The organism is Agathobacter sp., from assembly GCF_977054825.1.
In genome coordinates, this window is the sequence record NZ_CDRTEH010000005.1 from 37,564 (window position 1) to 60,472 (window position 22,909).

Annotated in this window: 14 protein-coding genes; all 14 read left to right on the forward strand. The window is 41.7% G+C overall.

Translation table 11 applies throughout. The annotated features are described in order from the left end of the window. Positions 1-15 precede the first annotated feature (15 nt). The 14 genes from ACW6PM_RS06680 (at position 16) to ACW6PM_RS06745 (ending at position 22,823) form a co-directional block, all read left to right on the forward strand. Entirely contained in the window at positions 16-372 is a 357-nt protein-coding gene (locus ACW6PM_RS06680; RefSeq protein WP_456056634.1) for a hypothetical protein, read from the forward strand. Continuing rightward, positions 372-5,150: a DUF5724 domain-containing protein gene (locus ACW6PM_RS06685; RefSeq protein WP_456056635.1), complete on the forward strand. Its 4,779-nt coding sequence runs from the start codon at positions 372-374 to the stop codon at positions 5,148-5,150. Before ACW6PM_RS06680 ends, ACW6PM_RS06685 begins: the two co-directional genes overlap by 1 nt. A 155-nt stretch (positions 5,151-5,305) precedes the next feature. Beyond that, positions 5,306-6,019 (forward strand): LytR/AlgR family response regulator transcription factor, encoded by a 714-nt coding sequence (locus ACW6PM_RS06690; RefSeq protein ID WP_456056636.1) that lies wholly within the window; start codon positions 5,306-5,308, stop codon positions 6,017-6,019. Beyond that, positions 6,016-7,305, forward strand: a complete 1,290-nt coding sequence (locus tag ACW6PM_RS06695; RefSeq protein WP_456056637.1) for an ATP-binding protein — start codon at positions 6,016-6,018, stop codon at positions 7,303-7,305. Before ACW6PM_RS06690 ends, ACW6PM_RS06695 begins: the two co-directional genes overlap by 4 nt. A 153-nt stretch (positions 7,306-7,458) precedes the next feature. Continuing rightward, a complete protein-coding gene (locus ACW6PM_RS06700) occupies positions 7,459-10,566 on the forward strand; it encodes a glycoside hydrolase family 3 C-terminal domain-containing protein (RefSeq protein WP_456056638.1) in 3,108 nt (1,035 codons plus the stop codon). A 7-nt stretch (positions 10,567-10,573) separates the two neighbouring features. After that, positions 10,574-11,005 carry a sodium:proton antiporter gene (locus tag ACW6PM_RS06705; protein ID WP_456056639.1) on the forward strand — a complete coding sequence of 144 codons (432 nt, stop codon included), beginning with the start codon at positions 10,574-10,576 and terminating at the stop codon, positions 11,003-11,005. A 110-nt stretch (positions 11,006-11,115) separates the two neighbouring features. Then, entirely contained in the window at positions 11,116-13,497 is a 2,382-nt protein-coding gene (locus ACW6PM_RS06710) for a glycoside hydrolase family 2 TIM barrel-domain containing protein (protein ID WP_456056640.1), read from the forward strand. Between the two features lie 40 nt (positions 13,498-13,537). After that, positions 13,538-14,089 (forward strand): hypothetical protein, encoded by a 552-nt coding sequence (locus tag ACW6PM_RS06715; protein ID WP_456056641.1) that lies wholly within the window; start codon positions 13,538-13,540, stop codon positions 14,087-14,089. Further along, complete coding sequence (locus ACW6PM_RS06720) at positions 14,090-16,525, forward strand: glycoside hydrolase family 3 C-terminal domain-containing protein (protein ID WP_456056642.1); 2,436 nt, start codon at positions 14,090-14,092, stop codon at positions 16,523-16,525. Between the two features lie 149 nt (positions 16,526-16,674). Next, positions 16,675-17,550 (forward strand): DegV family protein, encoded by an 876-nt coding sequence (locus ACW6PM_RS06725; RefSeq protein ID WP_308650059.1) that lies wholly within the window; start codon positions 16,675-16,677, stop codon positions 17,548-17,550. 97 nt (positions 17,551-17,647) lie between these two features. Then, positions 17,648-18,946: an adenylosuccinate synthase gene (locus ACW6PM_RS06730; RefSeq protein WP_456056643.1), complete on the forward strand. Its 1,299-nt coding sequence runs from the start codon at positions 17,648-17,650 to the stop codon at positions 18,944-18,946. Positions 18,947-19,067: 121 nt separating this feature from the next. Further along, a complete protein-coding gene (locus ACW6PM_RS06735) occupies positions 19,068-20,012 on the forward strand; it encodes an ABC transporter ATP-binding protein (protein WP_456056644.1) in 945 nt (314 codons plus the stop codon). Further along, the gene (locus ACW6PM_RS06740) at positions 20,012-22,138 is read left to right on the forward strand and encodes a Gldg family protein (protein ID WP_456056645.1); all 2,127 of its coding nucleotides are present in this window, start codon (positions 20,012-20,014) and stop codon (positions 22,136-22,138) included. Before ACW6PM_RS06735 ends, ACW6PM_RS06740 begins: the two co-directional genes overlap by 1 nt. Before the next feature lie 40 nt (positions 22,139-22,178). Then, positions 22,179-22,823: a DUF4340 domain-containing protein gene (locus ACW6PM_RS06745; RefSeq protein ID WP_456056646.1), complete on the forward strand. Its 645-nt coding sequence runs from the start codon at positions 22,179-22,181 to the stop codon at positions 22,821-22,823. The last annotated feature ends 86 nt before the right edge of the window (positions 22,824-22,909 follow it).

The following is a 22,909-nucleotide window of genomic DNA, read 5'->3' on the forward strand; positions in this document are numbered from 1 at the left end:
TACGAGGTTACGGATATGAAGATCAATGTAGTAAAAAGGAAAGCAGCATCCAACAGGGAACTGTCACATGCTGTCTATGATATACCGGAGGTAAAAGACCTAAGAGGCTTGCTATATCAGATAATGCTTGTGGAATTATCTGCCAGGCCGGAGCTTTCATCAGAGGGAAAGATAGCATATGAGCTGTCACAGGAGAGAAAGTATACAAAGGAACAGGCATGGGATATTCTGGAACAGGATTTTTCAGATGGACTGTTCAGGGTATTTTTCAATGGAGAGGAATATACAAATCTTACAGATGTATTAGATGTGCAGGAAGAAAATGAGCTTGTGATAATCAGGCTTATCATGATGGCGGGGAGGTTATGGTAATGCAGTCAGGGGAAAACAAAGAAGATATAATAAAAAAACTCAAAGAATACAACCGTTCGCTCCATGGATATACGCAGATGGAGCGGGAATATATTAAAGAAGCGGAGGATACCAGATATCTGTACGGCTTTCAGATACCAAACGCAAGGATACCTGACACACTGGAGGAGCTTTTAAAAAAGCAGAATAATTTTAAAGGATTGCTTCCAAAAGGTCATGAAAAACTGTGCGAATATCTGACTCACATACAGGAGTATACGTGCAATACACGGCTTATCCGCATGGATGTAAGGAGCAGTCTGCTGTCAAATTATATAGATCGCATCGTACAGGCAATAGGAGCATTTTACATATTTTATGGTGCAGGGCTATCAATACAGAAACTCATATACGGAGAGTATAATGACGTTATAAGTTATCGAAATATGGCACCTGTGATAGCTGTTGAGATAATACGGCAAAATGACGAGGTTATCGGGTATTGCAGGGATGTGCTGACTAGTGAAAATAACGTAGGGTTTCTGACTCGTGACCTTATAATAGCAATAGAGCAGAGCAAAAATAAAGAATTGCAGGATCTGCTTACCAATATGCTTCTGGCGGCAAAACTGCAGGAGGGATTGAGGCAGAGCATACTTGAGACGGTGGATGAGTACCAGCTTGACTATTTTTACCGCATGATAGATGTGATATATGAGGAAAAACTGCTCAGGTATTCGTCCGTACAGCGGAGCATTCAGACATGGATCGGCTTAGGCTATGATGAAGTCGAGCAGAGGATCATAGAGCAGATACTTGGGATAATCCATGAGTTTATCCATGACGAGGATAAAAACAAAAGCGCGCTTACAGATGAAAATCCGTTAAAGGTATATATAGCACTGTACTGTATCGGTATAAAAAATATGGAAAATGCTATAAATGAGGCGGTAGCCTTACTTGAGCGAAAAGAGCAGCATATCATAGCGGCTGCGCTTATATATCTGCAGCAGACACAGCATTTTCCGTTCTGGGAATACAAGTCAATGCTTGAAAATTACAGTGATAATAGCTGGATAACTGCGCTGTATCTTAGCGAATGTGTCAGATGTGATGTAGAGCGCATGTCATTTTCAAAGGAAGAATGTTATGAGCTGTTTGATCTGGTTTATCCGTATCTGTCAAAGCTTAAGGCAAAGCAGACATACTCGTCAAAGGGCTTTGAGTGGTTTTCAATCATTATATATAAGGAAAGTATTGTAAACTTTTTGTCAAAACTGCTTATCAAAGCACCGGATACAGAGAGGATAGAACTGTTGCTGCCAAATGTATCTATATTGTGGACAAAGGCTTTGGAGGAATTCTTAAAGGGCTGTTTTTCGTATGTATCACTTCCTGTAAAGAAAAAGTTCATGATAAAAGAGATCATATCACAGCAGGAGGGTCTTAGCAGTTTTGTGACGGAGGAATTAAAAAAGATCAAGCTCGAGGAGGCTGACATTCTGGCACTTGAGGGACGTCTTAAGACCAAAAAGGCATACGCAAGAGCTGCGATCATAGAGGTGCTTTCAAAACAGCCAAAAGAAAGTGTAAAGGATAGCTTTAAACGTTTAAACAATTCACAGGACAAGCTGATAAAGGAGTCTGCACTTGAGCTGCAGCAGTTGGTGCCGGCATATTTTGACAACGCACCAAAGCCGGAGGTAAAGATACTTGGCAGGGAAGATGGATTTGGATTGTACGAGCGTTTTCAGAGATGTGATATGCCGTATCAGTCATTTTTGCAGATACAGAAAAAAGGTGTGCTGATAAAGAAAGAGACAGTTGATCTAAGGTTTCTCGAGGCGTGGGACAAGCAGAAGATTTATGAATATTTTACTCTGTGGAATGGACGTATCGAGGAACATGCAAAGGATGAATATCAGAGATTTGGCATATCATATCTGGTAGGTGACGAGCGTCTTCTGATGCTCGATTATCAGTTGGACTCACTGGATGCAATTCCGTTTGGCAGTGTATGGAGAGAATATTTTGCAAAAGATAAGCTGAGTGAGCAGGTGATCTTTCAGCTTAAATTTATTGTGGACGGTGTTGGATATGATTACGACAGGATTTTTACAAGGGATATAAAGCTTACATACCTGACTTCGGAGGAGACGAAAAAATGGAAATATTATGACCATATCTCAAAGATCATTAAATATTATTTTTACGAATGTGACAGGGATAATATATTTTCGAAACCGGCAGCACAGACTATTGAGCTGTTTCTTAAGTATACAAAAGAAAATTCTTATCGCAGGAAGGATTCCTGGGACAGGAACTGTGTTCATTCGCTTGCCGATATGGATGTATTTCGCGCGTTGGAGAATGCGCTTCATCTGGACAGCATAGAGGATGAAGCATTTAAGCAGTATTTTCCGCTGATCTATGAGTGCTATCTGCATTTTAACCTGGACTGTGATGCGTCAGTGACGGATAAGATGAATATAAGCCCTATGACAGCAGCGCGCGCATGCTGCCTTGGAATATTGCCGCAGACCGTACTGATGGAGATGATACTGGATACACATCTGGAAAAAAATGACAATATGCCATATTATTACAGTGGCAGAAATGATATGCTCTCAGAGGCATTTGGCGCAGCATATTTTGAAAACAGAGGTGTATACGGCAGACCACATCTGAAACTGCCGGAGAAAAATGCGCAGGCAGTTGATTATCTAAGGCAGACTCTTGACAAAATAAGCGAGGCTCTGATACATATGGAGACAGCGCGCCTTAACAGCGAAAGCAGCATAACGGATTATGTAAAGCGGCTTTATGTTATCTGCGGCATGAAATATCTGCTTACCATATTAAAAGTGCTTGAGGGAGAGGAGATAAAGAGGTCATCATATGGCAGTGACCGTCAGACTGTCTTTGCAAATCTTATCCGCAGATGTTATCCGCTTCCGTCAGACTCTGCAAAAGAGCTTGAAGCTGCCGGAATACCTGAAAAACGTCTCGTAGAGGTGGCAATGATGGCACCTCAGTGGATAGACCTGGTAAATGAGGTGCTTGACTGGAATGGTTTCAAGGAGGCATGCTATTACTTTATCGCACATATGAAGCAGGATGATCCGGAACACAAAAAGGCAGAGATAGCACACTATACGGAGCTTGATCCGGAAGATTTAAGTGATGGAGCTTTCGATATAGAATGGTGCAGGGATATTTACGGTAAACTTGGCGAAAAGCGCATAAAGACGCTCTATGATGCATCAAAGCTGTTGTGTGAAAACAACTTCCACACGAGGGCAAGAAAATACATGGATGCGTGTATGGGTAAAAAGAATAAAGAAACTTTTTACAAACAGGCATCGGAGAAGCGTAATAAGGATGCGCTGAATGCGTACTGTATCGCACCGATAGAGGATGATGCAGACCTGCTCAAGAGATATCTTTATGTGCAGCAGTTTTTAAAAGAGTCAAAAAAATTCGGCTCTCAGAGACAGGCGAGCGAAAAGCGAAGCTGCGAGATAGCACTTAAAAATCTTGCAAGAAATGCAGGATTTGACAGTGTGGATCGTATGGTATGGAAGCTTGAGAGCAGTATGACGGATGAGTACAGTGATGTGTTTACGCCACAGCAGATTGATGATATACAGATATCGATCGCAGTGGATGAAAACGGACAAAACGACATCTGTGTATACAAAAACGGCAGAAAACTCAAATCCGTTCCCGCAAAATACAAAAAGGACGAGCGTGTACTCCGCATAAAAGAAGCCCATCAGATGTTAAAGCAGCAGTACCAGCGCACACGCAGCATGCTTGAAAAGGCAATGATGGAGCGCACGGAGTATGGTCTTTCGGAAATAGAGTCAATGTCAAAACATATGGTTGCAGGCCAACTCGTAAGAAATCTCGTTATGATCTGTAATGACAGCATAGGTTTTTACAGGGACGGATATCTGGAAATGGGGGATAAAAAGACAAAATGCAGTGGCACGATCCGTGTGGCACATGCATTTGATCTCTATGAACATCAGGTATTAAAAGAGATACAGCAGTATCTGTTTGATAACCGTATCGTACAGCCGTTTAAACAGGTATTCAGGGAGCTGTACTTGAAACTGCCTGAGGAGCTGGAGCTTGAGTACACTAAACGCTATACAGGATATCAGATACAGACAAAGCAGGCTGCCGGAGCATTAAAGAAATGTGGCTGGAATGCGTCATATGAGTATGGGCTGGAGAAAGTGTCCTATAAATATGATGCTGTAGCACAACTGTTTGCGGACGCGGACTGGTTTTCTCCAAGTGATATAGAGGCACCTGCCATAGATTATGTGGAGTTTTCAAAGAGAAGGAGCAGTGAGCCACTTCTGATCCGCGATGTGGATGATGTATGGTTTTCGGAGACCATGAGGGACGTTGATCTGGCGGTAAGTCTGGCATTTATCGGAGGTGTAGATCCTGTTACCTCTACATCTACAGTAGAGCTTCGGAGAGCAGTGATCGAGTGTACCTGCAGGCTCATGAAGCTTACAAATGTCAGGGTGGAAGGCAATTTTGCACATATAGAGGGACATTATAATGATTACAGCGTCCATCTGGGAAGTGCCGTTGTGCATCAGAAAGCAGGCAGCGCGATACATATGATCCCGGTATGGAGCGGACAGAGGGGAAAAGTATATCTGCCATTTATGGATGAAGATCCGATGACTGCGCAGATAGTATCAAAAGTGATCATGCTGGCAGAGGATACATCGATAAAAGATCCATCCATACTGTCACAGATCAGTAAAAAATAAAAAAGAGGCGATAACAAATGCACAAAAAGATGATAAAAGCCGCGGGAGTGGAGATATAATTTAGGACTTGTAAGCTACCGGATTTTTATGTATTATGGTTTATGCTATTTGCAAGATTTTAGTTACATACTATCAATGAAAAAGAGGAATTTGTCATGTATAAATTTGCTATAGTAGAAGATAATGAGGCGGCTGCAGAAAAACTGGCAGGCTTTCTTGAGCGATATGCAAATGAAAACGATGAAGTATTTGAAGTAGTTAAATTTCATGATGCTTTGGATTTCTTAGACGGATATCGTACCGTATATGATGTGGTTTTTATGGACATAGAGATGCCGGGAATAGATGGAATGGAAGCGGCACACAGGCTTCGCAGACTCGATCAGAAGGTAATACTGGTGTTTGTTACCAATATGGCAAGCTATGCGGTAAAAGGTTACGAGGTAAATGCAACGGATTATATAGTAAAACCGGTATATTATGGAGATTTCGAACTGAAATTAAAACGTATACTTGCAGGATATCAGGCTGCATCAGAGGCAATTCTTGTCGTAAGACAGGGAGGATATGTCCGCCTTTTACTCAGAAAGATCCATTACATTGAGGTTCAGGGACACCGCCTTATGTATCACAATGAGGATGGAATAGTTGAGGGCAGTGGAACGCTCCTTGAGACAGAAGAAAAGCTTAAGGACAAGGGATTTTTACGATGTAACAAATGTTATCTCGTAAATCAGAGACATATAATCGGAGTAAACGGTTATACGCTTATGCTTATGGGTGGCGAAGAATTACAGATCAGCAGACCAAGGAAAAAAGCATTTATGTCCGAACTGGCGGAGGCTATGGGAAAGGATAATGTGCTATGAATCTGATCACAGAGTTTTTTAAGAATAACGGATATGTATTTGAAATACTTCTATCTGTGTCATTTTTCGTCTGGGGTCAGCAATGCAGAAAGAGATTTGTGCCAAGGGTAATTGGTGTGATAATAGGAATGCTGTTTGTCTCGATATTGTGGCAGTATATTCCTGTAGATAATGCCTGGATTGAAAGCCTTCGAACAGCAGTGTTTTATGTGCTGTGTACCGTTGGTGTGACATTATGTTTTTGCATGGATTTTATGCAAGCAGCATTTTATACTACTGCGGCGGCTGCGTCACAGCATTTCTGCTTTAAGCTGACAAGAATGATTATAATGCTGTTTATAAGACAAGGCCTTAAGAATGAGCTTGTTATGAATATAATGTATCTTGTTATAGTTGTAGTCTTTGAGGTGGCATGCGGACTGTTTTTTGGCGGAAAATTAAGGAAGGACAGTGAAGGAGAAGCATTTCATACCAAATCCCCCACGGTTCTTATATTACTTATAGGAATGCAGCTCTGCACGAATCTGTTTCAGAATTTATTTGATCAATATGAAGTGGGATTTATGCCGTATACAGTATTTATCATGTTTGATATGATATGCTGTCTGTTCCTTCTCATGCTGCAGTGTGAGATAGTGCGAAAGGAAAAGGAGCAGGAGAGCAATGCGATTATGCAGCATCTTTTGTACCAGCAGAAGCAGCAGATGAAGCTTTCGCAGGAAACTATAGATCTTATCAATGTCAAATGCCATGACATAAAAAATCAGATAGCGACTATCGGCAACAATATACCCGAGGATGAGCTTGCGGACCTAAAAAGGGCTATAGATATATACGATACGGCTTTTAAGTCAGGAAACGAAGTGCTGGATGTGCTTTTAATGGAGAAGTTCATGCAGTGTGAGAATAAAAAGATACGTCTTGACTGTATGATAGACGGAGAGCTGCTTTCATTCATGAAGAAATCGGATGTCTACTCACTGTTTGGAAATGCGATTGATAACGCTATAGAGGCGGTGGATAAGATAAATGATGAAGAAAAACGCTGCATTAACGTGCGTGTTAAGAAAAGCCGCGGAATGATACTGATCCATGTGGAAAATCAGTATCTTGGAGAGCTTTCCTTTGAGGAAGGACTGCCTCAGACCACGAAGAAGGATAAACGCTATCACGGCTTTGGAATGAAGAGCATACGCATGATAGCAGAGAAATATCATGGCTTTTTGTCAGCTGGATCAAAAGATAATATGTTTTCACTTGATATTTTACTTCCTGTGCCAGAATGATGGTATGGGAAGTTTTTTGTACAGGAAATCGCATGCAAAAGTGTGCATATAGGACAGATTAAGTATCAAAAATGACAGTTCATGCAAAATCCATTGTACGTATTTGTGAAAATTGATAACCTCTGTTTATCAACAGAAAAGGAGAAGATAAGTATGTTTAGAAAAACAAACATGTGGCGTGGTATTTCTATGACATCGGCATTGTTCCTTACAGTTTCATTACTGGCAGGAAACATTCTGGAGACATATCGTACATCGGTAGATGCGTTTGTCGGAACCAGAAGTCAGGTAACAGTGACAGAGGATGCACAAGATTCATGGACATATCAGTCAAAATTCACATCAGCCAAGGAGGCTTATGATGGCTTTAAGGAATTGGCTATCTGCACATCTCAGGAGACATTTGCACTTCTGAAAAATGAAAATGCTTCTTTGCCACTCAAAAGTGATGCAAAGATTACAATGTTCGGTATCCGCAGCTATGCACCGGTATACAGTAATTCTGGTGGAAGTGTGGCTGATGGAAAATCTACAGTGCAGATCTTTGATGCATTCAAAGAAAGAGGCTTTCAGATCAATCCATCAATGATGGCAGCATATGAGAAATTTTTTGAGGGAAAAGAATGGGCAGTACCACAGTTTGGTGGTGGAATCTTACCGGAGTATTCAGAGATCACTGCATATGATGATCCTCATGAGCTGACACTTGATGAGTTAGCCAAGCTTAACCCTGACTATAACTCACAGTATGATGAGTATAACGATGCTGCTATCGTAGTAGTAGGAAGAGTCGCCGGAGAAGGCGGCGACGGCTATTATCCGGGAGAAGAAGGCAGAGCTGACGGCGTTGAGACAGTAACAGGCAACATCTTAAGTCTCAGCGATGAAGAGATGGCAATGGTAAATGAGGCAAAGGCAAACTTCGATAAAGTAATCGTGCTTGTCAATGCAACAAACCCTATGGAGATTGCAAATTTACAGAATGATCCTGATATTGATGCAATTATGTGGATAGGATATCCGGGAGCTTACGGTTTCTATGGTGTTGCAGATGTGTTAAACGGAACTGTTTCTCCATCAGCATATCTGGGAGATGTGTTTGCTAAAAATAGTGCACTTGCACCAGCAATGCAGAATTATGGAAATATTCCATGGACAAATGCAAGTGATTTCTCAGAGAGTGCAAATGTAAATTCTTACTTAGTAGAGGCAGAGGGAATTTACACCGGATATCGTTATTATGAGACAAGGTATGCAGACATTGTTCTTGGAAACGGAGGCACAGAGGCTTCGGCAGGAACATATGCAAATGCAGACGGAACAGTTGCAGAGACTGACGGAACCTGGGATTACAGCAATGAGGTGGTATATCCATTCGGATATGGACTCTCATACACAACCTTCGAGCAGACACTTGATGATGTTGTGATAGCAGATGATAAGAAAACAGCACAGGTTACAGTGACCACAACCAATACAGGTGATGTGGCCGGCAAATCAGCAGTACAGGTTTATGCACAGACTCCATACACAGATTATGATAAGCAGTATGGTATTGAAAAATCAGCAGTACAGCTTATAGATTTTGAAAAGACACAGACACTTGAGCCGGGAGCAAGTGAGACAATCACACTTAATATAGATCTGTCTAACCTTGCAAGTTACGATTCAACAAACGCTAAGACATACATCGTAGATCCGGGAACATATTATTTTGCAGTTGGAAGCAATTCACACGATGCACTTAACAACATCCTTGCAGCGCAGGGAAAGACAACAGCTGATGGTATGACTGCAGATGGAAATGCATCACTTTCATACTCTTGGAGCTGGGATGGAGATGTTGACAATACAACATTTGCAACAAGCAAGAACGGAACTGAAATCACAAATGCAGTTTCCGATGGGGAATACTCAATGGATATCAATTCATTCATCCCTGATACAGTAACATATCTTTCAAGAAGTGACTGGAACGGAACATTCCCTAAGACAATATCAGGTCTTACAGCAAATGACGAGCTTTCAAAGCTTCTGGGAAATGATTTTATTGAGCTTAAAAAAGATGATGATACATCAGATCTTGTATTTGGTGATACATCAAGTGATCTGACGATCATGGATTTAAAGGGCGCTGATTACGATGATCCTCGCTGGGATGAGCTGATCGACAAGGTAACTATTGATGAGTTCCTTAGCTTTGCAGCAAATGCATTCCACAACATCGAGGCAATCCCTTCAATCGGACTTATGCAGTATACATCAGATGATGGTCCTAACGGATCTGATTCACATTACCTGACAGAGGGCTCTTATCAGGGAAAAGCATATGAGGATGCAGCTGATTACGACTATGCAACACGAGTTGGAGTATCACCTGAAAATGTGGCATATAGCTGGAACAAAGAGCTTGCATATGAGAATGGTGAGATAACACTCGGTGAGAGCACACTTGTACTCAATCTTCCTATCATGATCGGACCTGGAATGAACATCCACCGTCATGCATACAACAGCCGTGGAGCTGAGTATTACTCAGAGGATCCGATCCTTACAGGATATATCGGAAGTGCTGTTGTGCAGGGAGCACAGTCAAAGGGTACTCTTGTAAATATCAAACATGCAGCATTTAATGATCAGGAAATCAACCGTTCAGGAATCGCGGTATTCATGAATGAGCAGAAAGCAAGGGAAGTAGAGCTCAGAGGTCTTCAGCAGGCATTTGAGGCAAATGGAAAACCGGCTTCATTTGAGTCTGACGATACAAAGGCAGATACATATACACAGGGCGCACTCGGAGTCATGTCATCATACAACCGTATCGGTGCAGTTGCATCAAGTGCAAATGCCGGTGTACAGGTTCAGATCATGAGAGATGAGTGGGGCTTTAACGGCTACAATGTAACAGACTTTACAGGTGTATCACTTAAGGCATCACCTAAGGAGTCAATTCTTGCCGGAACAAATGCATTCTGTGGATTTGGGGCAGGAGATGAGATCACATACTGGAACGCAGAGTCTTTGAGCAAGGACAGGGATGTATGTCTGGCTATCAAGCAGGATCTTCACTATGCATTATATGCGCTTGCAAACAGTGCAGCGATGAACGGAATCAATGAGACTACACACAGTGAGGATGTCATGACCTGGTGGAGAGTGGCATACAAGTCTTGCACAGGTGTATTTGCGGTAATATGTGCACTATGCGTGGTTTTCTATATCATAAGCCGCATAAGAAGAACAAAAAAACAGGAGGCATAGGAAGAGAATGAACATGAAAAAAGTCATCAATAAATCCAATTTGATTCTTTGGATCGTAGCAATAGCCGCTCTTATCGGAATGATCATATATATTGTGACTTCGGTAACAGGATATCTTGCAGATGCAGTTATGAATCCAATGCCTGTTATCTGTACAGTTGTAGCAATTATTGCAGCAGTCTTTGCGGCTATAGGTGAAGAAAAGATAAATGTTGTAGTGTACGATATACTGATAGTTATGGTAAATATTCTGCTTTTAGTAAGTTTTTACTGGTTTATATTAGGTCGCGTTTCGCTGGCGGCAGATGTATATTTTATTCCGGTAAACTATCCGGCTGCAGAGGCAGATGCATTGCACATTTCAATTGTTGGCGCAGTATTCTATCTGGTCGCAGATATTGTGATGATTGTAACGGCGTTTATCAAAAAGAAAAAATAGACTGACTATATCTGGAAAAGTATCCATCCGAAAATAGGATGGATACTTATTCCTGATTATATTATAGGACAGTTTGGTAATATAATTTAATTGAAAGGATAGGAATATAAATGAAAGCAGTTTCATGGAACGATGGATGGACAGTAAAACATTTGGATGAAACAGGCGAAGGCACACCGGTCAGAATACCCCATGATGCAATGCTTGGAGAAAAGAAAAGTGCAGATGCACTCGGGGGAACCAACACAGGCTGGTATGAGGGTTATGATTACCTATATGAAAAAGATTTCATACCGGGTGATGAATATAAAAATAAAAAAATGATATTGGAATTTGAGGGAGTCTATCACGAGGCAGAGGTCTGGATTAATGATAAAAAAGCTGCATTCAGACCATACGGATACACTAATTTTTACGTTGATGTTACAGAGCTTTTTCACATAGGCAAGCATAACCACATCAGTGTGATCGCCAGAAATGCCGATCAGCCAAACAGCCGCTGGTATTCAGGAGCAGGAATATACCGGCCGGTCACGTTATGGGTGGGGGATGATATACACATTCCGGTAAATGGTGTAAAAATCCGTACTGTGTCTATTGAGCCGGCAAAAATTGAGGTGAGTGTACAAACCAATGCAGCTTCACCTGTAAGCGTAGAGATAATTGATCCAAACGGTAATGTTGTATGCAGTCGTAAAAACGAATGTGCGTGCAGGGTGACAGAAATCATTGATGTGCCGGGTGCAAAGCTTTGGAATGTGGACACTCCGTTTCTTTATAAATGCCGTGTTACAGCGCAAAATGATGTGGTAAGTGAGAGCTTTGGAATAAGAGAGCTTTCCTGGGGAGAAAACGGCATCTGTATAAACAAGGAGCGTGTCATCGTTCAGGGGGCATGTGTCCACCATGATAACGGACTGCTTGGAGCAGTGTGTGATCCCGATGCTGTAGAGCGCAAGGTGCGTCTTATGAAGGAAAATGGTTATAATGCCATAAGAAGTGCACACAATCCATGCTCAAAGGTATTTTTGGATGAATGTGACAGACAGGGTATGCTTGTCATGGATGAATATATTGACCACTGGTATATCCACAAGACAGAATATGACTATGTCAATTATTTTGACAAATGGTGGAAGCAGGATCTTACCGATATGGTGGAAAAGGATTATAACCATCCCTGCGTCATACTGTACTCTACAGGAAATGAGGTAAGTGAGACTGCACAGGAGCGTGGAATAAAGCTTACCGGTGAGATGACAGAGTTTTTACATGGACTAGATGACTCGCGGCCTGTCACATGTGGTGTCAATATATTCTTTAATTTCTTAAGCTCTATAGGCTTTGGGGTATACAGTGACAAGAAGGCTAAAAAGGAAGCAGAGAAGAAGCCGGGAAAGAAGAAGGCGGTCGGAAGCCAGTTCTTTAACAATCTGGCAGGTCTTTTAGGAGATGAATTCATGAAGCGTGGAGCAACACTTCATGGCTGTGATGTAAAGACGAGGGATGCTTTTGCAAATATGGATATAGCCGGATATAATTACGGCATTTACCGCTATAAGCATGATTTAAAGAAGTATCCGGGCAGGCTGATACTCGGAAGTGAGACCTTCTGCAATGATGCCTACAAATTTAGAGAGATGGCAAAGAAAAATCCTCGTCTTGTCGGTGATTTTGTGTGGGCAGGAATGGATTATCTCGGTGAGGTAATGGTTGGTTCATGGGAATACAGTGACTATGCCAAAAATTTTAATGGTGAGCTCGGCTGGGTATCTGCAGGCTCGGGAAGAGTAGATCTGACAGGAAAGCCTTTGTGTGAAGCTTTATATACAAGAGTGGCATTAGAGCATGAAAATGGGCCGTTTATCGGTGTATGTCCGGTAAATCATACAAATGACAGACATAGTCCATCTGCGTGGAAGATGTCAAATGCACTTGAGAGCTGGAGCTTTGGCGGTTGCGACGGAAACAAAGCCAATGTCGAGGTATATGCGAGAGCAGCCAGAGTCGATCTGTTTGTAAACGGAAAACAGGTTGGCTCAAAGCAGCTTAAAAACGACTGTATAGCAAGATTTTCGTGTACATATGAAAGCGGCAGCATAGAAGCAGTATCTTATGACAACAGTGGAAAAGAAATCGGAAGAAAAATGCTTCAGACAGCAGGAAATGAGACTGTTATCACAATGGAAGCAGAAAAGAGCAGCGTCAGACATGGACATCTTGCATATGTACGTCTTAAATACACTGATAATAATGGGATCACAAAACCTCTTGAGAGGGGAACGATACAGCTTACTGTAGAGGGCGGAAAGCTGGAAGCATTTGGAAATGCATGTCCTTATAATGAGATGGGATATCTTGGAAATAAAGCAGAGACTTATTATGGTGAGGCACTTGCCATTGTTCGTGCCGGTGCTGAAAACGAGATAAGAATAACTGCTTTTGATGGCAATAATCAGTCTGAGATACTCGTTCCTGTTGTTGCAGAGTAAGAGCCTTGTAATATTGAGAATAATTGATATGGAGGAATAAATGGATTTAATAAGAGAAAAATGGAATGATTTTTCAATAAAACATAAATTGATAGCGCAGTTTGTAAAATTTTATGCGTTTTCGCTGTTTGTGACAGTTGTGCAGTATCTTCTGCTGACATTCCTGCCGTCACTGTTTTACAAATTAACGGACTGGTGCGATATACCGTGCCAGCTTATCCATCTGGCAGTAGGACCTGTTGATACATATGTGTTTAATTATCCTGTTACGGGAGATGCTACAGGTGGAATGGGTTATTTTGCAGCATTTGCAGTAACGCTTTTTATTGCACAGTGCATTAATTTTCCTATGCAGCGCAACGTTACATTCAAATCAAAGGGAAATATATGGTATCAGATAGCGTGGTATATCGTGGCTTTTGTTTTAATTACAATAGCATGCAGCTTCCTTATGGGAATATATGTACCAATCTGTAAAAAATATGTTCCGACAGCACTTTATAATGTACTTATAACGGTTATTAATGGTGGCGTGCAGATGGTTATATATTTTCCTATTTACAAGATTATTTTCCCGGAGGGAGAGGCTTAAATGAAGATGACTTTAGAGCAGAAATGCGCACTTTTATCAGGTAAATCTGTATTTCAGACAAGAGAATATAAAAATCTGGGAATTCCGGCAATATGGCTTTCAGATGGACCACACGGACTTCGTAAACAGGCTGGCGCTTCTGATCATTTAGGCTTAAATCCGAGTGTGGAGGCTACATGCTTTCCATCGGCTGCAACTATAGCAAACAGTTGGGATGAGACACTTGGTGAGAAAGTGGGAGAAGCACTTGGTGAAGAAACAGCAACTCTTGGAGTAAATGTTTTGCTTGGACCGGGACTTAACATGAAAAGAAATCCGCTATGCGGACGAAATTTTGAATATTTCTCGGAAGATCCGTATCTGGCAGGCAAAATGGCAGCCGCATATATCCGTGGTATTCAAAAAAATGGAGTGGCAGCATGTCCGAAGCATTTTGCGGTAAACGATCAGGAAACAAGGAGAATGGCATCGGACAGTATCGTTGATGAGAGAACTCTGCGTGAAATATATCTGACAGGATTTGAAATTGCGGTAAAAGAGGGAAATCCGAAATGCATCATGTCGAGCTATAACCTTATAAATGGTACTTATGCCAATGAGAACGAACATCTTTTATCAGAAATTTTAAGAAAAGAGTGGGGCTTTAAGGGTTCTGTTGTAACTGACTGGGGTGGTTCAAATGATCATGCACTCGGGGTAAAGGCAGGATCAACACTAGAAATGCCTGCACCGGGAGGCGATTCGGTAAGAGAGCTGATCGCAGCGGTAAAAAGCGGCAAGATAGAAGAGAGCGACGTTGATGCAAGAGTTAATGAGCTTTTAGAGCTTATATATTCAACCGGGAAAGCAGTAAAAGAAGCAACTAAAAATGCAGTGCTAAAAGACGGGGAGCTTAATCTTCCCGATGATATGAAAAAGAAACATCATGCTCTGGCATGTATGGCAGCGGCAGAAAGCATGACATTGCTCAAAAATAATAATGGTATTTTACCACTGAAACACAATACAAAGGTTGCAATCATCGGAGATTTTGCAAAAAATCCAAGATATCAGGGAGCAGGATCAAGTATGGTAAATACCACAGCACTTGATAATCTGCTTGACTGTATGGAAAGATCGTCTGTAGAGGTAGTAGGCTATGCAAAGGGCTTTGACCGCCTGGGACAACAGGATGATGCGGCTGTAAAAAAAGCAAGAGAGCTTGCAAAGTGTGCTGAAATAACAGTTCTTTGTCTGGGGCTTGACGAGGTGCAGGAGAGCGAAGGCCTTGACAGGCAGATGATGAAGCTCAGACAAAATCAGATATCACTGCTTAAGGCACTTCACAGAGATGGAAGAAAGATAGTTGTGGTACTGTCGGCAGGAAGCAGTGTGGAAACACAGTGGAGATCATATTGTGATGCGATACTTTATGCGTGCTTAAGCGGACAGGCCGGAGCACGCGCTGTGGCAGATGCATTGACAGGTGTCATAAATCCAAGCGGAAAGCTGGCAGAGACCTGGATAGAAAAATATGAGGACACTCCTTCCTTACATCACTTTGCCGGTAAAAAGAGAACTGTGGAATACCGTGAAGGCATATATATAGGATACAGATATTATCAGAAAGCAGACATCGCCACAGCATTCCCGTTTGGCTTTGGTTTAAGCTATACAACCTTTGAGTATTCAGACATCAGTGTGGAAGCTGACAGGGTAAGCTTTACAGTGACAAATACAGGAAATGCTGCTGGAAAAGAAATATCCCAGATATACATAAGCGCACCGGGAAAAATGGTTTTCGTACCGGAGCGTGAATTAAAAGGATTTGTAAAGACATTGCTTATGCCCGGAGAAAGCAAACGTGTAACAGTATCTTTAGATGATAAGGCTTTCCGCTATTGGAATGTAAAGACGAACAGATGGGAGCAGGAAGGTGGAGTCTACAAAATATCTGTCGGAAGATCATCTGAGGATATCGTATTAAGTGACGAGATAAGCCTCAAAGGAACAACAGATAAGAAACCATATGATATGGGTAAGCTTTCCCATTATGAGTCAGGTAATGTGCAAAATGTCGATAAAGATGAATTTGCACAACTTCTGGGACATGAAATACCTGACGGAAGACCTGACATCAGCCGTAATATGACTCTTGGAGAGATGAATCACGCAAGAAGCCCTCTCGGCTGGCTTATATGGGCGATACTGACAGGTATGCTTAACAGGAGCTTAAAGAAAGGAAGTCCGGACTTAAATCTGCTTTTCCAGTTAAATATGCCGCTGCGCGGACTGGCTAAGATGACAAGCGGAATGATAAGCATGGGAATGGTTGACGGAATCGTGCTTGAGCTTAAAGGCTTCTGGTTTGTGGGGATTATCAAGGTACTTGTAGAATTTATTAAGAATATTATACAGAACCGGAGATTAGAGAAGAGACTGTATAATTATAAATAATAGAATAAACATCGTATACGTTTTAGCGTCCTGATATTGTAAATATTATCAGGGCGCTAAAAACATCTTTTCAAACAATTACACCTATGGTATAATGGGCGGTGTTGGAAAAAATACGACAATGAATATTTATATCGGAGTGAGAATTAATGAGTAAGGTTATAGTAGTTACCGATTCAAACAGCGGTATCACACCTGACGAGGCAAAAATGCTTGGAGTAGAGGTACTCCCAATGCCTTTTTACATCAATGAGCAGATGTATTATGAGAATATCGATCTGACGCAGGAGCAGTTCTACGAGAAGCTCGCTGCCGGAGGAGATATCAAGACATCTATGCCTTTAGTCGGTGACGTTACAGATAAATGGGATGAGCTTTTAAAGGAATATGACGAGATCGTATATATTCCGATGTCATCAGGACTTTCAAGCTCATGTGAGACAGCATATATGCTCTCACAGGATTATGACGGCAAGGTGCAGGTAGTCAACAATCAGAGAATATCAGTTACAATGCGCCAGTCGGTTATAGATGCAAAGAAGCTGGCAGAGGAAGGAAAAAATGCGGCAGAGATAAAGCAGATATTAGAGGCTGCAAAGTTTGAGTCTTCCATATATATCATGGTCGATACTCTTACTTATCTCAAAAAGGGTGGCAGAATCACACCTGCAGCGGCAGCACTTGGCACACTTTTAAAGCTCAAGCCAGTGCTTCAGATTCAGGGTGAGAAGCTTGACGCGTTTGCAAAGGCACGTACCGTAAAGCAGGCAAAGAGCATCATGATAGATGCCATGAAGTCGGATTTTGAGAAGCGCTTTGGTAATCCGGATGGTAGCCGTATAAATCTTGAGATGGCTTACACGCATGATCTTGCAGCAGCAGAGGCATTTAAGGAAGAGGTTCAGGCGGCATTCCCAAATAACGAAATCGTTATGAATCCGCTTTCACTTTCGGTTTCATGCCACATAGGACCGGGAGCGCTTGCGATAGCCTGCTCAAAGAAGATAGAGTACTGTAACAGCTAATTTTGAATAGTTACAAGGCATAATAAATATACCAATAAAATCAGGCAGTTACATGGCACAAGGTGTCGTGTCAGAAAATACAAGGGAGGCATGTAAAATGTCAAAGGTAGATGTAGTAATAGGATGTTTCTATGGTGACGAAGGAAAGGGTAAGGTAATTGATTACCTTGCAGCCGACGCTGATGTAGCAGTAAGATGTACAGGCGGAGACAATGCCGGTCACACAATCAAGGCAAACGGTGTTAAATACGCAATGCACCTTATTCCGTCAGGTCTCTTATCAGGACACACGATCGGAGTAATCGGAAACGGAGTGGTTTTAAATCCACAGGTTCTTTTAGAGGAAATCAACAACTTAAAGGAACACGGATATGATGTAGATAAATATTTAAAAATCAGTGACAAAACACATGTCATTTTCCCATATCACAGAAAGCTTGATGTAGCACTTGAGAAGGTGAGACAGGCAAAGAAAATCGGTACTACAGGAAAGGGTATCGGACCTTCATATTGCGATAAGTATGAGAGAAGCGGAATCAGAATGGAGGATTTATACGCACCTGATTTCAAGGAGCGCCTCAAAGAGCAGACAGAGCTCAAGCTTGCACTTCTTAAGGTATATGATCCTGAGACTGATTATACAAAGGAGCTTGATTTTGACAAGATGTTTGCAGAGTACAGTGACTATGCAGCACAGCTTGAGCCATATGTATGTGATACAATCACTCTCTTACATAAGGCACTTGAGGATGACAAAAAGGTGGTTGTTGAGGGAGCACAGGCTACACTCCTTGACATCGACTTTGGTTCATATCCATATGTTACATCATCAAATCCTACAATCGGTGGTATCCTTACCGGAACAGGTCTTTCAGCATCAGATATCGGAAATGTATACGGTGTCATCAAGGCATACTCAAGCCGTGTAGGCGAGGGTCCATATGTGACAGAGCTTCTTGACGCAACAGGAGACAGAATCCGTGAGCTCGGACATGAGTACGGCACCACAACAGGCCGTCCGAGAAGATGCGGATGGTTAGACCTTGTTACATTGAAATATGCTAAGCGTCTGAACGGACTTACAGCACTTTCTGTAAACCATCTCGACACAATCGGCAAGTTTGATACAATAAAGGTCTGCACCGGATATGATGTAAACGGTAAGGTGACAGAGGACTTTACCACAAACCTTAAGGTTTTAAACAACGCAAAGCCTGTATATGAGGAGCTTGAAGGTGGCTGGGGCGATGAAATCGCTAGCTGCAAGACCTTTGAGGAGCTTCCTGAGAATGCACAGAAGTACATCAGCTTCATAGAGAAATACATCGGAGTACCTGTTAAGTTCATTGGAACAGGTGCTGACAGAGAAGCTATGATTGTGCGCGCAGACAAATAGCAGTGCAAATATTACAGTATGAAAAAATTTAATTAATTTACAAAAGAGTGTTCAAAATTCACAAATTGAACACTCTTTTTTTATACGCTGATATCATAACAATTTAGGAAGGAGCATTACTGTGATAGAAATTAGTAATCTCGTAAAGAAATATGGCGACCATATGGCTGTCGATCATCTTTCGCTGACTGTGGAGCCGGGAAAGATATATGGATTTTTGGGACCAAACGGCGCCGGAAAGTCAACCACCATGAATATTGTTACCGGATATATTGGTGCCGATGGTGGAACAGTAAAGATAAACGGCTATGATATATTTGCACAGCCTGAAGAGGCAAAAAAATGTATAGGATATCTGCCGGAGATACCACCGCTTTATGTGGATATGACGGTGTATGAATATCTGCAATTTGTGGCAGAGCTCAAAAAGCTTGACAGGAAAAAGAGAAAAGAAATGATAGAAGATGCCATGGATATGACCGGTATCACGGAGGTGAAAAACCGTCTCATAAAGAACCTATCCAAGGGCTTCAGACAAAGAGTTGGCTTCGCTCAGGCACTGCTTGGCTATCCGGAAATCATTATACTGGATGAGCCTACGGTTGGACTTGATCCGAAGCAGATAATAGAGATTCGTGAGCTTATCAAAAAGCTTGGAGAAAACCATACTGTGATACTTAGCTCGCATATTTTAAGTGAGATAAGTGCGGTGTGCGATCATGTGTTTATCATATCAAAGGGCAAGCTTGTAGCAAGTGATGCCACTGAAAATCTGATCAGTCTCATGTCAAAGAATCAGGAAATCAATCTTGTTATCAAATCAGACGAGATTGGCGCAAGAGGAATGCTTGAGAAAATAGTAAATATTGATAAGGTCACATTTGAACAATCTGAGGAAGAGGGTACAGTGAAGGCTTTGGTTGTTGCAAAAGCAAACTGCGATATACGTGAGGAAATATTTGAGCTTGCAAGCGCAATGCATATGCCAATCCTTGAGATGCATTCTGTTGTCAAGTCACTCGAGGATGTATTTCTTGAGCTTACAGGGGAAGGAGATGAGAAATAATGCTTGCAATATTTAAAAGAGAATTCAAATCATATTTCCAGAATGTTATAGGATGGCTATTTGTAGCCGCGCTTCTTGCAGTGTATGGCCTGTATTTTTATGTATACAATCTGAAAAACGGTTATCCGTATATCTCATACGATTTAAAGGGAATCGGTTTTATTATGATGATTGCAGTGCCGATCCTCACAATGAGATCACTTTCTGATGAGAGAAAGACAAAGACAGATCAGCTCATGCTGACATCGCCTGTATCTGTCGGCAAAATTGTCGCAGGAAAATATTTTGCAATGGCAGCAGTATACACAATAGACATAGCTATTTTTGCACTTTCACCGCTCGTGCTGTCAATCTACGGCAAAGTGGCTTTAAGTGAAGCCTATGTGGCTTTGTTTGGCTACTGGCTTTACGGTTTATCATGCATCGCAGTGGGACTTTTTATATCGTCAATATCTGAGAGTGTGATTATATCTGCAATACTTACATTTGCGGCATTGTTCCTTTCATATATGATGCAGTCCATCACAGGGCTTATCTCATCGAGCGGCAACCTGCTTACAAATGTGCTTAATTGCTTTGATCTGTACACACCATTTGAGAATTTTGTGAGTGGCTGCTTCAGTGTCACATCGGCAGCTTATTATGTGACGGTTATTCTGCTTTTATGCTTCCTTACGACGCAGTCTATCCAGAAGAGAAGGTGGGCTTTTTCAAAGAAGAGGATAGGCACAGGAGCGTTTTCGGCTGGAATGATAGTCATAATGTGTGCAATCTGTGTGGTTGTAAACCTCGTGGTGTCAGCGCTTCCTGCTAAGTATACGTCAATTGATTGTTCGGCTACAAAGCTGTACTCGCTCACAAGCGATACAAAGGACAGGGTAAGTAAGCTCGACGAGGATATCACAATCTATGTTTTGAATTCCAAAAAATCAAAGGATGCAAAGATAGATGAGACAATAAACAGATACAAGGACCTTTCAAGTCATATAAAGGTAAAATATGTAGACCCGGCGACAAGTCCGAAGTTTTATCAGGATTACACAGACACGACACCTACCACGAACAGTCTTATCATTGAGAGCAAAAACCGTTCAAAGGTGATTGATTACAATGACATATATGAATATGACAGCTCATCATACTATTACGGATACCAGTCGCAGTCGAGCATCACAGGCTATGATGCAGAGGGACAGATTACAAGTGCTATAGAGTATGTCACGATGGATGCAGATGAGCTTCCTGTAATCTATCAGATAACAGGACACAATGAAACAGAGATAGGAAGCAATTTCCAGAGTGTTGTAAGTAAGGCAAATGCAAATTTAAAGAGCCTTGAGCTTTTTAATGAGGAAAAGGTGCCGGAGGATGCAACAGCCATTATTATTAATTCCCCGACGGTTGATTTCAACGAGGAGGACGCCCAGAAGGTAATTGATTATTTAAATGGCGGCGGAAAGGCACTGATTATCGGCTGCTACGCATATAATGACGAGCTTACAAACTTTAACAAGATACTTGCGGCTTACAATGTCAGCTTCAAGACCGGTGTTGTAGCTGAAAATGACAGTTCAAAATACTATCAGAATCCTCTCTACCTGCTTCCAACGGTTGAGACGACAGATTACACCTCAGATGCCACAGACGGATATGTATTTTTGGCAGGAAGCTGTGCGATCAGTTATCCTGAGGATACAGATGATGTGACATATACAAAGCTGCTTTCTACATCAGACAGCGCAGTTTTAAAGAAGGACTGGAAGAATATCACCACATCGAAGGCAGAGGACGGAGATGAGAACGGACCTTTTACCACAGGTCTTGCTGTAAATGATTCAAGCACCGGCGCATCGGTTGTCGTGTTTGGCACACCGTATGTGGTTGATGATTCATACGATAATGCCGTTTCCGGCAACAATGCAGACATGTTCAAGGATGTTATCACATCAATGACCGGAAATGTGGAGCTTGCATCAAGTGTGATACCGGTGAAGGATTACACCTTAAGCAATATCACTATAAATACGCTGCAGGCAGTTGTTACGGGACTTATCATAATGATTGCTGTACCGATACTGCTTATAATCATAGGAATCGTTGTGTGGGCAATGAGGAGAAAGAAGTAGATTTCAGTTAAAAGCGTATAGGAAACAGGAGAAATAATGAATGAATAAGCAAAAACGCACCTTTGTGATACTTGCGATAGTTCTGGTAGCCTGCCTGGCGGGCTACCTGGGGCTTCTAAATTACAATAAATATAAAAGTGATGATGATTCAGAGAGCGAAAGCGACAGTGTTGAGGCACTTTCGCTTGACTCATCGGATGTCAAATCGCTCTCATTTCTGATTGAAGGTCAGGAGTATACCTTCAGCCGTATAAAGTCAGAGGATACCTCCGATGATACCGAGTCAACGGAGTCTGAGAAAACAGATACCGATTCCGAAAGCAGCGCAGATGATGATGACCAGTGGGTCTGCGATAATGACACCTCTCTTAAAATCAATACAAGCAAGGTTACATCACTGCTTGGAAACGCTACAAGCATCACAGCTTCAAAAAAATTTGATTCAGATGCGGATACATCTGATTTTGGACTGGACGAACCACAGAATGTTGTAAAGCTAAGCACCGATGATAAGACATATACCATCACAATCGGTGAGAAAAACGCTATGCTTGGAGAGTACTATATCAAGGTAAATGATGATGTATATCTTTCAAGCAACACAATCCTTGGAACAATACCGGATTCTATAGATGATATGGTAGCAACAGAGGACAGTGAGAGTACTGAGACTGAAAGTGAATAGTTACAATGTGAAAACAAATTAAGAAATAGTTCATCTTTTTTTTATGAAATATGTATTGAAATCATGCTGATGTTGTATCATTATTA

Excerpts from the sequence above, each read along its gene's own strand:
- ACW6PM_RS06685 (WP_456056635.1), top strand. The coding sequence starts at position 372 with ATGCAGTCAGGGGAAAACAAAGAAGATATAATAAAAAAACTCAAAGAA.
- ACW6PM_RS06690 (WP_456056636.1), top strand. The coding sequence starts at position 5,306 with ATGTATAAATTTGCTATAGTAGAAGATAATGAGGCGGCTGCAGAAAAA.
- ACW6PM_RS06740 (WP_456056645.1), top strand. The coding sequence starts at position 20,012 with ATGCTTGCAATATTTAAAAGAGAATTCAAATCATATTTCCAGAATGTT.
- ACW6PM_RS06680 (WP_456056634.1), top strand. The coding sequence starts at position 16 with ATGAAGATCAATGTAGTAAAAAGGAAAGCAGCATCCAACAGGGAACTG.
- ACW6PM_RS06720 (WP_456056642.1), top strand. The coding sequence starts at position 14,090 with ATGAAGATGACTTTAGAGCAGAAATGCGCACTTTTATCAGGTAAATCT.
- ACW6PM_RS06705 (WP_456056639.1), top strand. The coding sequence starts at position 10,574 with ATGAACATGAAAAAAGTCATCAATAAATCCAATTTGATTCTTTGGATC.
- ACW6PM_RS06730 (WP_456056643.1), top strand. The coding sequence starts at position 17,648 with ATGTCAAAGGTAGATGTAGTAATAGGATGTTTCTATGGTGACGAAGGA.
- ACW6PM_RS06695 (WP_456056637.1), top strand. The coding sequence starts at position 6,016 with ATGAATCTGATCACAGAGTTTTTTAAGAATAACGGATATGTATTTGAA.
- ACW6PM_RS06725 (WP_308650059.1), top strand. The coding sequence starts at position 16,675 with ATGAGTAAGGTTATAGTAGTTACCGATTCAAACAGCGGTATCACACCT.
- ACW6PM_RS06745 (WP_456056646.1), top strand. The coding sequence starts at position 22,179 with ATGAATAAGCAAAAACGCACCTTTGTGATACTTGCGATAGTTCTGGTA.
- ACW6PM_RS06715 (WP_456056641.1), top strand. The coding sequence starts at position 13,538 with ATGGATTTAATAAGAGAAAAATGGAATGATTTTTCAATAAAACATAAA.
- ACW6PM_RS06710 (WP_456056640.1), top strand. The coding sequence starts at position 11,116 with ATGAAAGCAGTTTCATGGAACGATGGATGGACAGTAAAACATTTGGAT.
- ACW6PM_RS06700 (WP_456056638.1), top strand. The coding sequence starts at position 7,459 with ATGTTTAGAAAAACAAACATGTGGCGTGGTATTTCTATGACATCGGCA.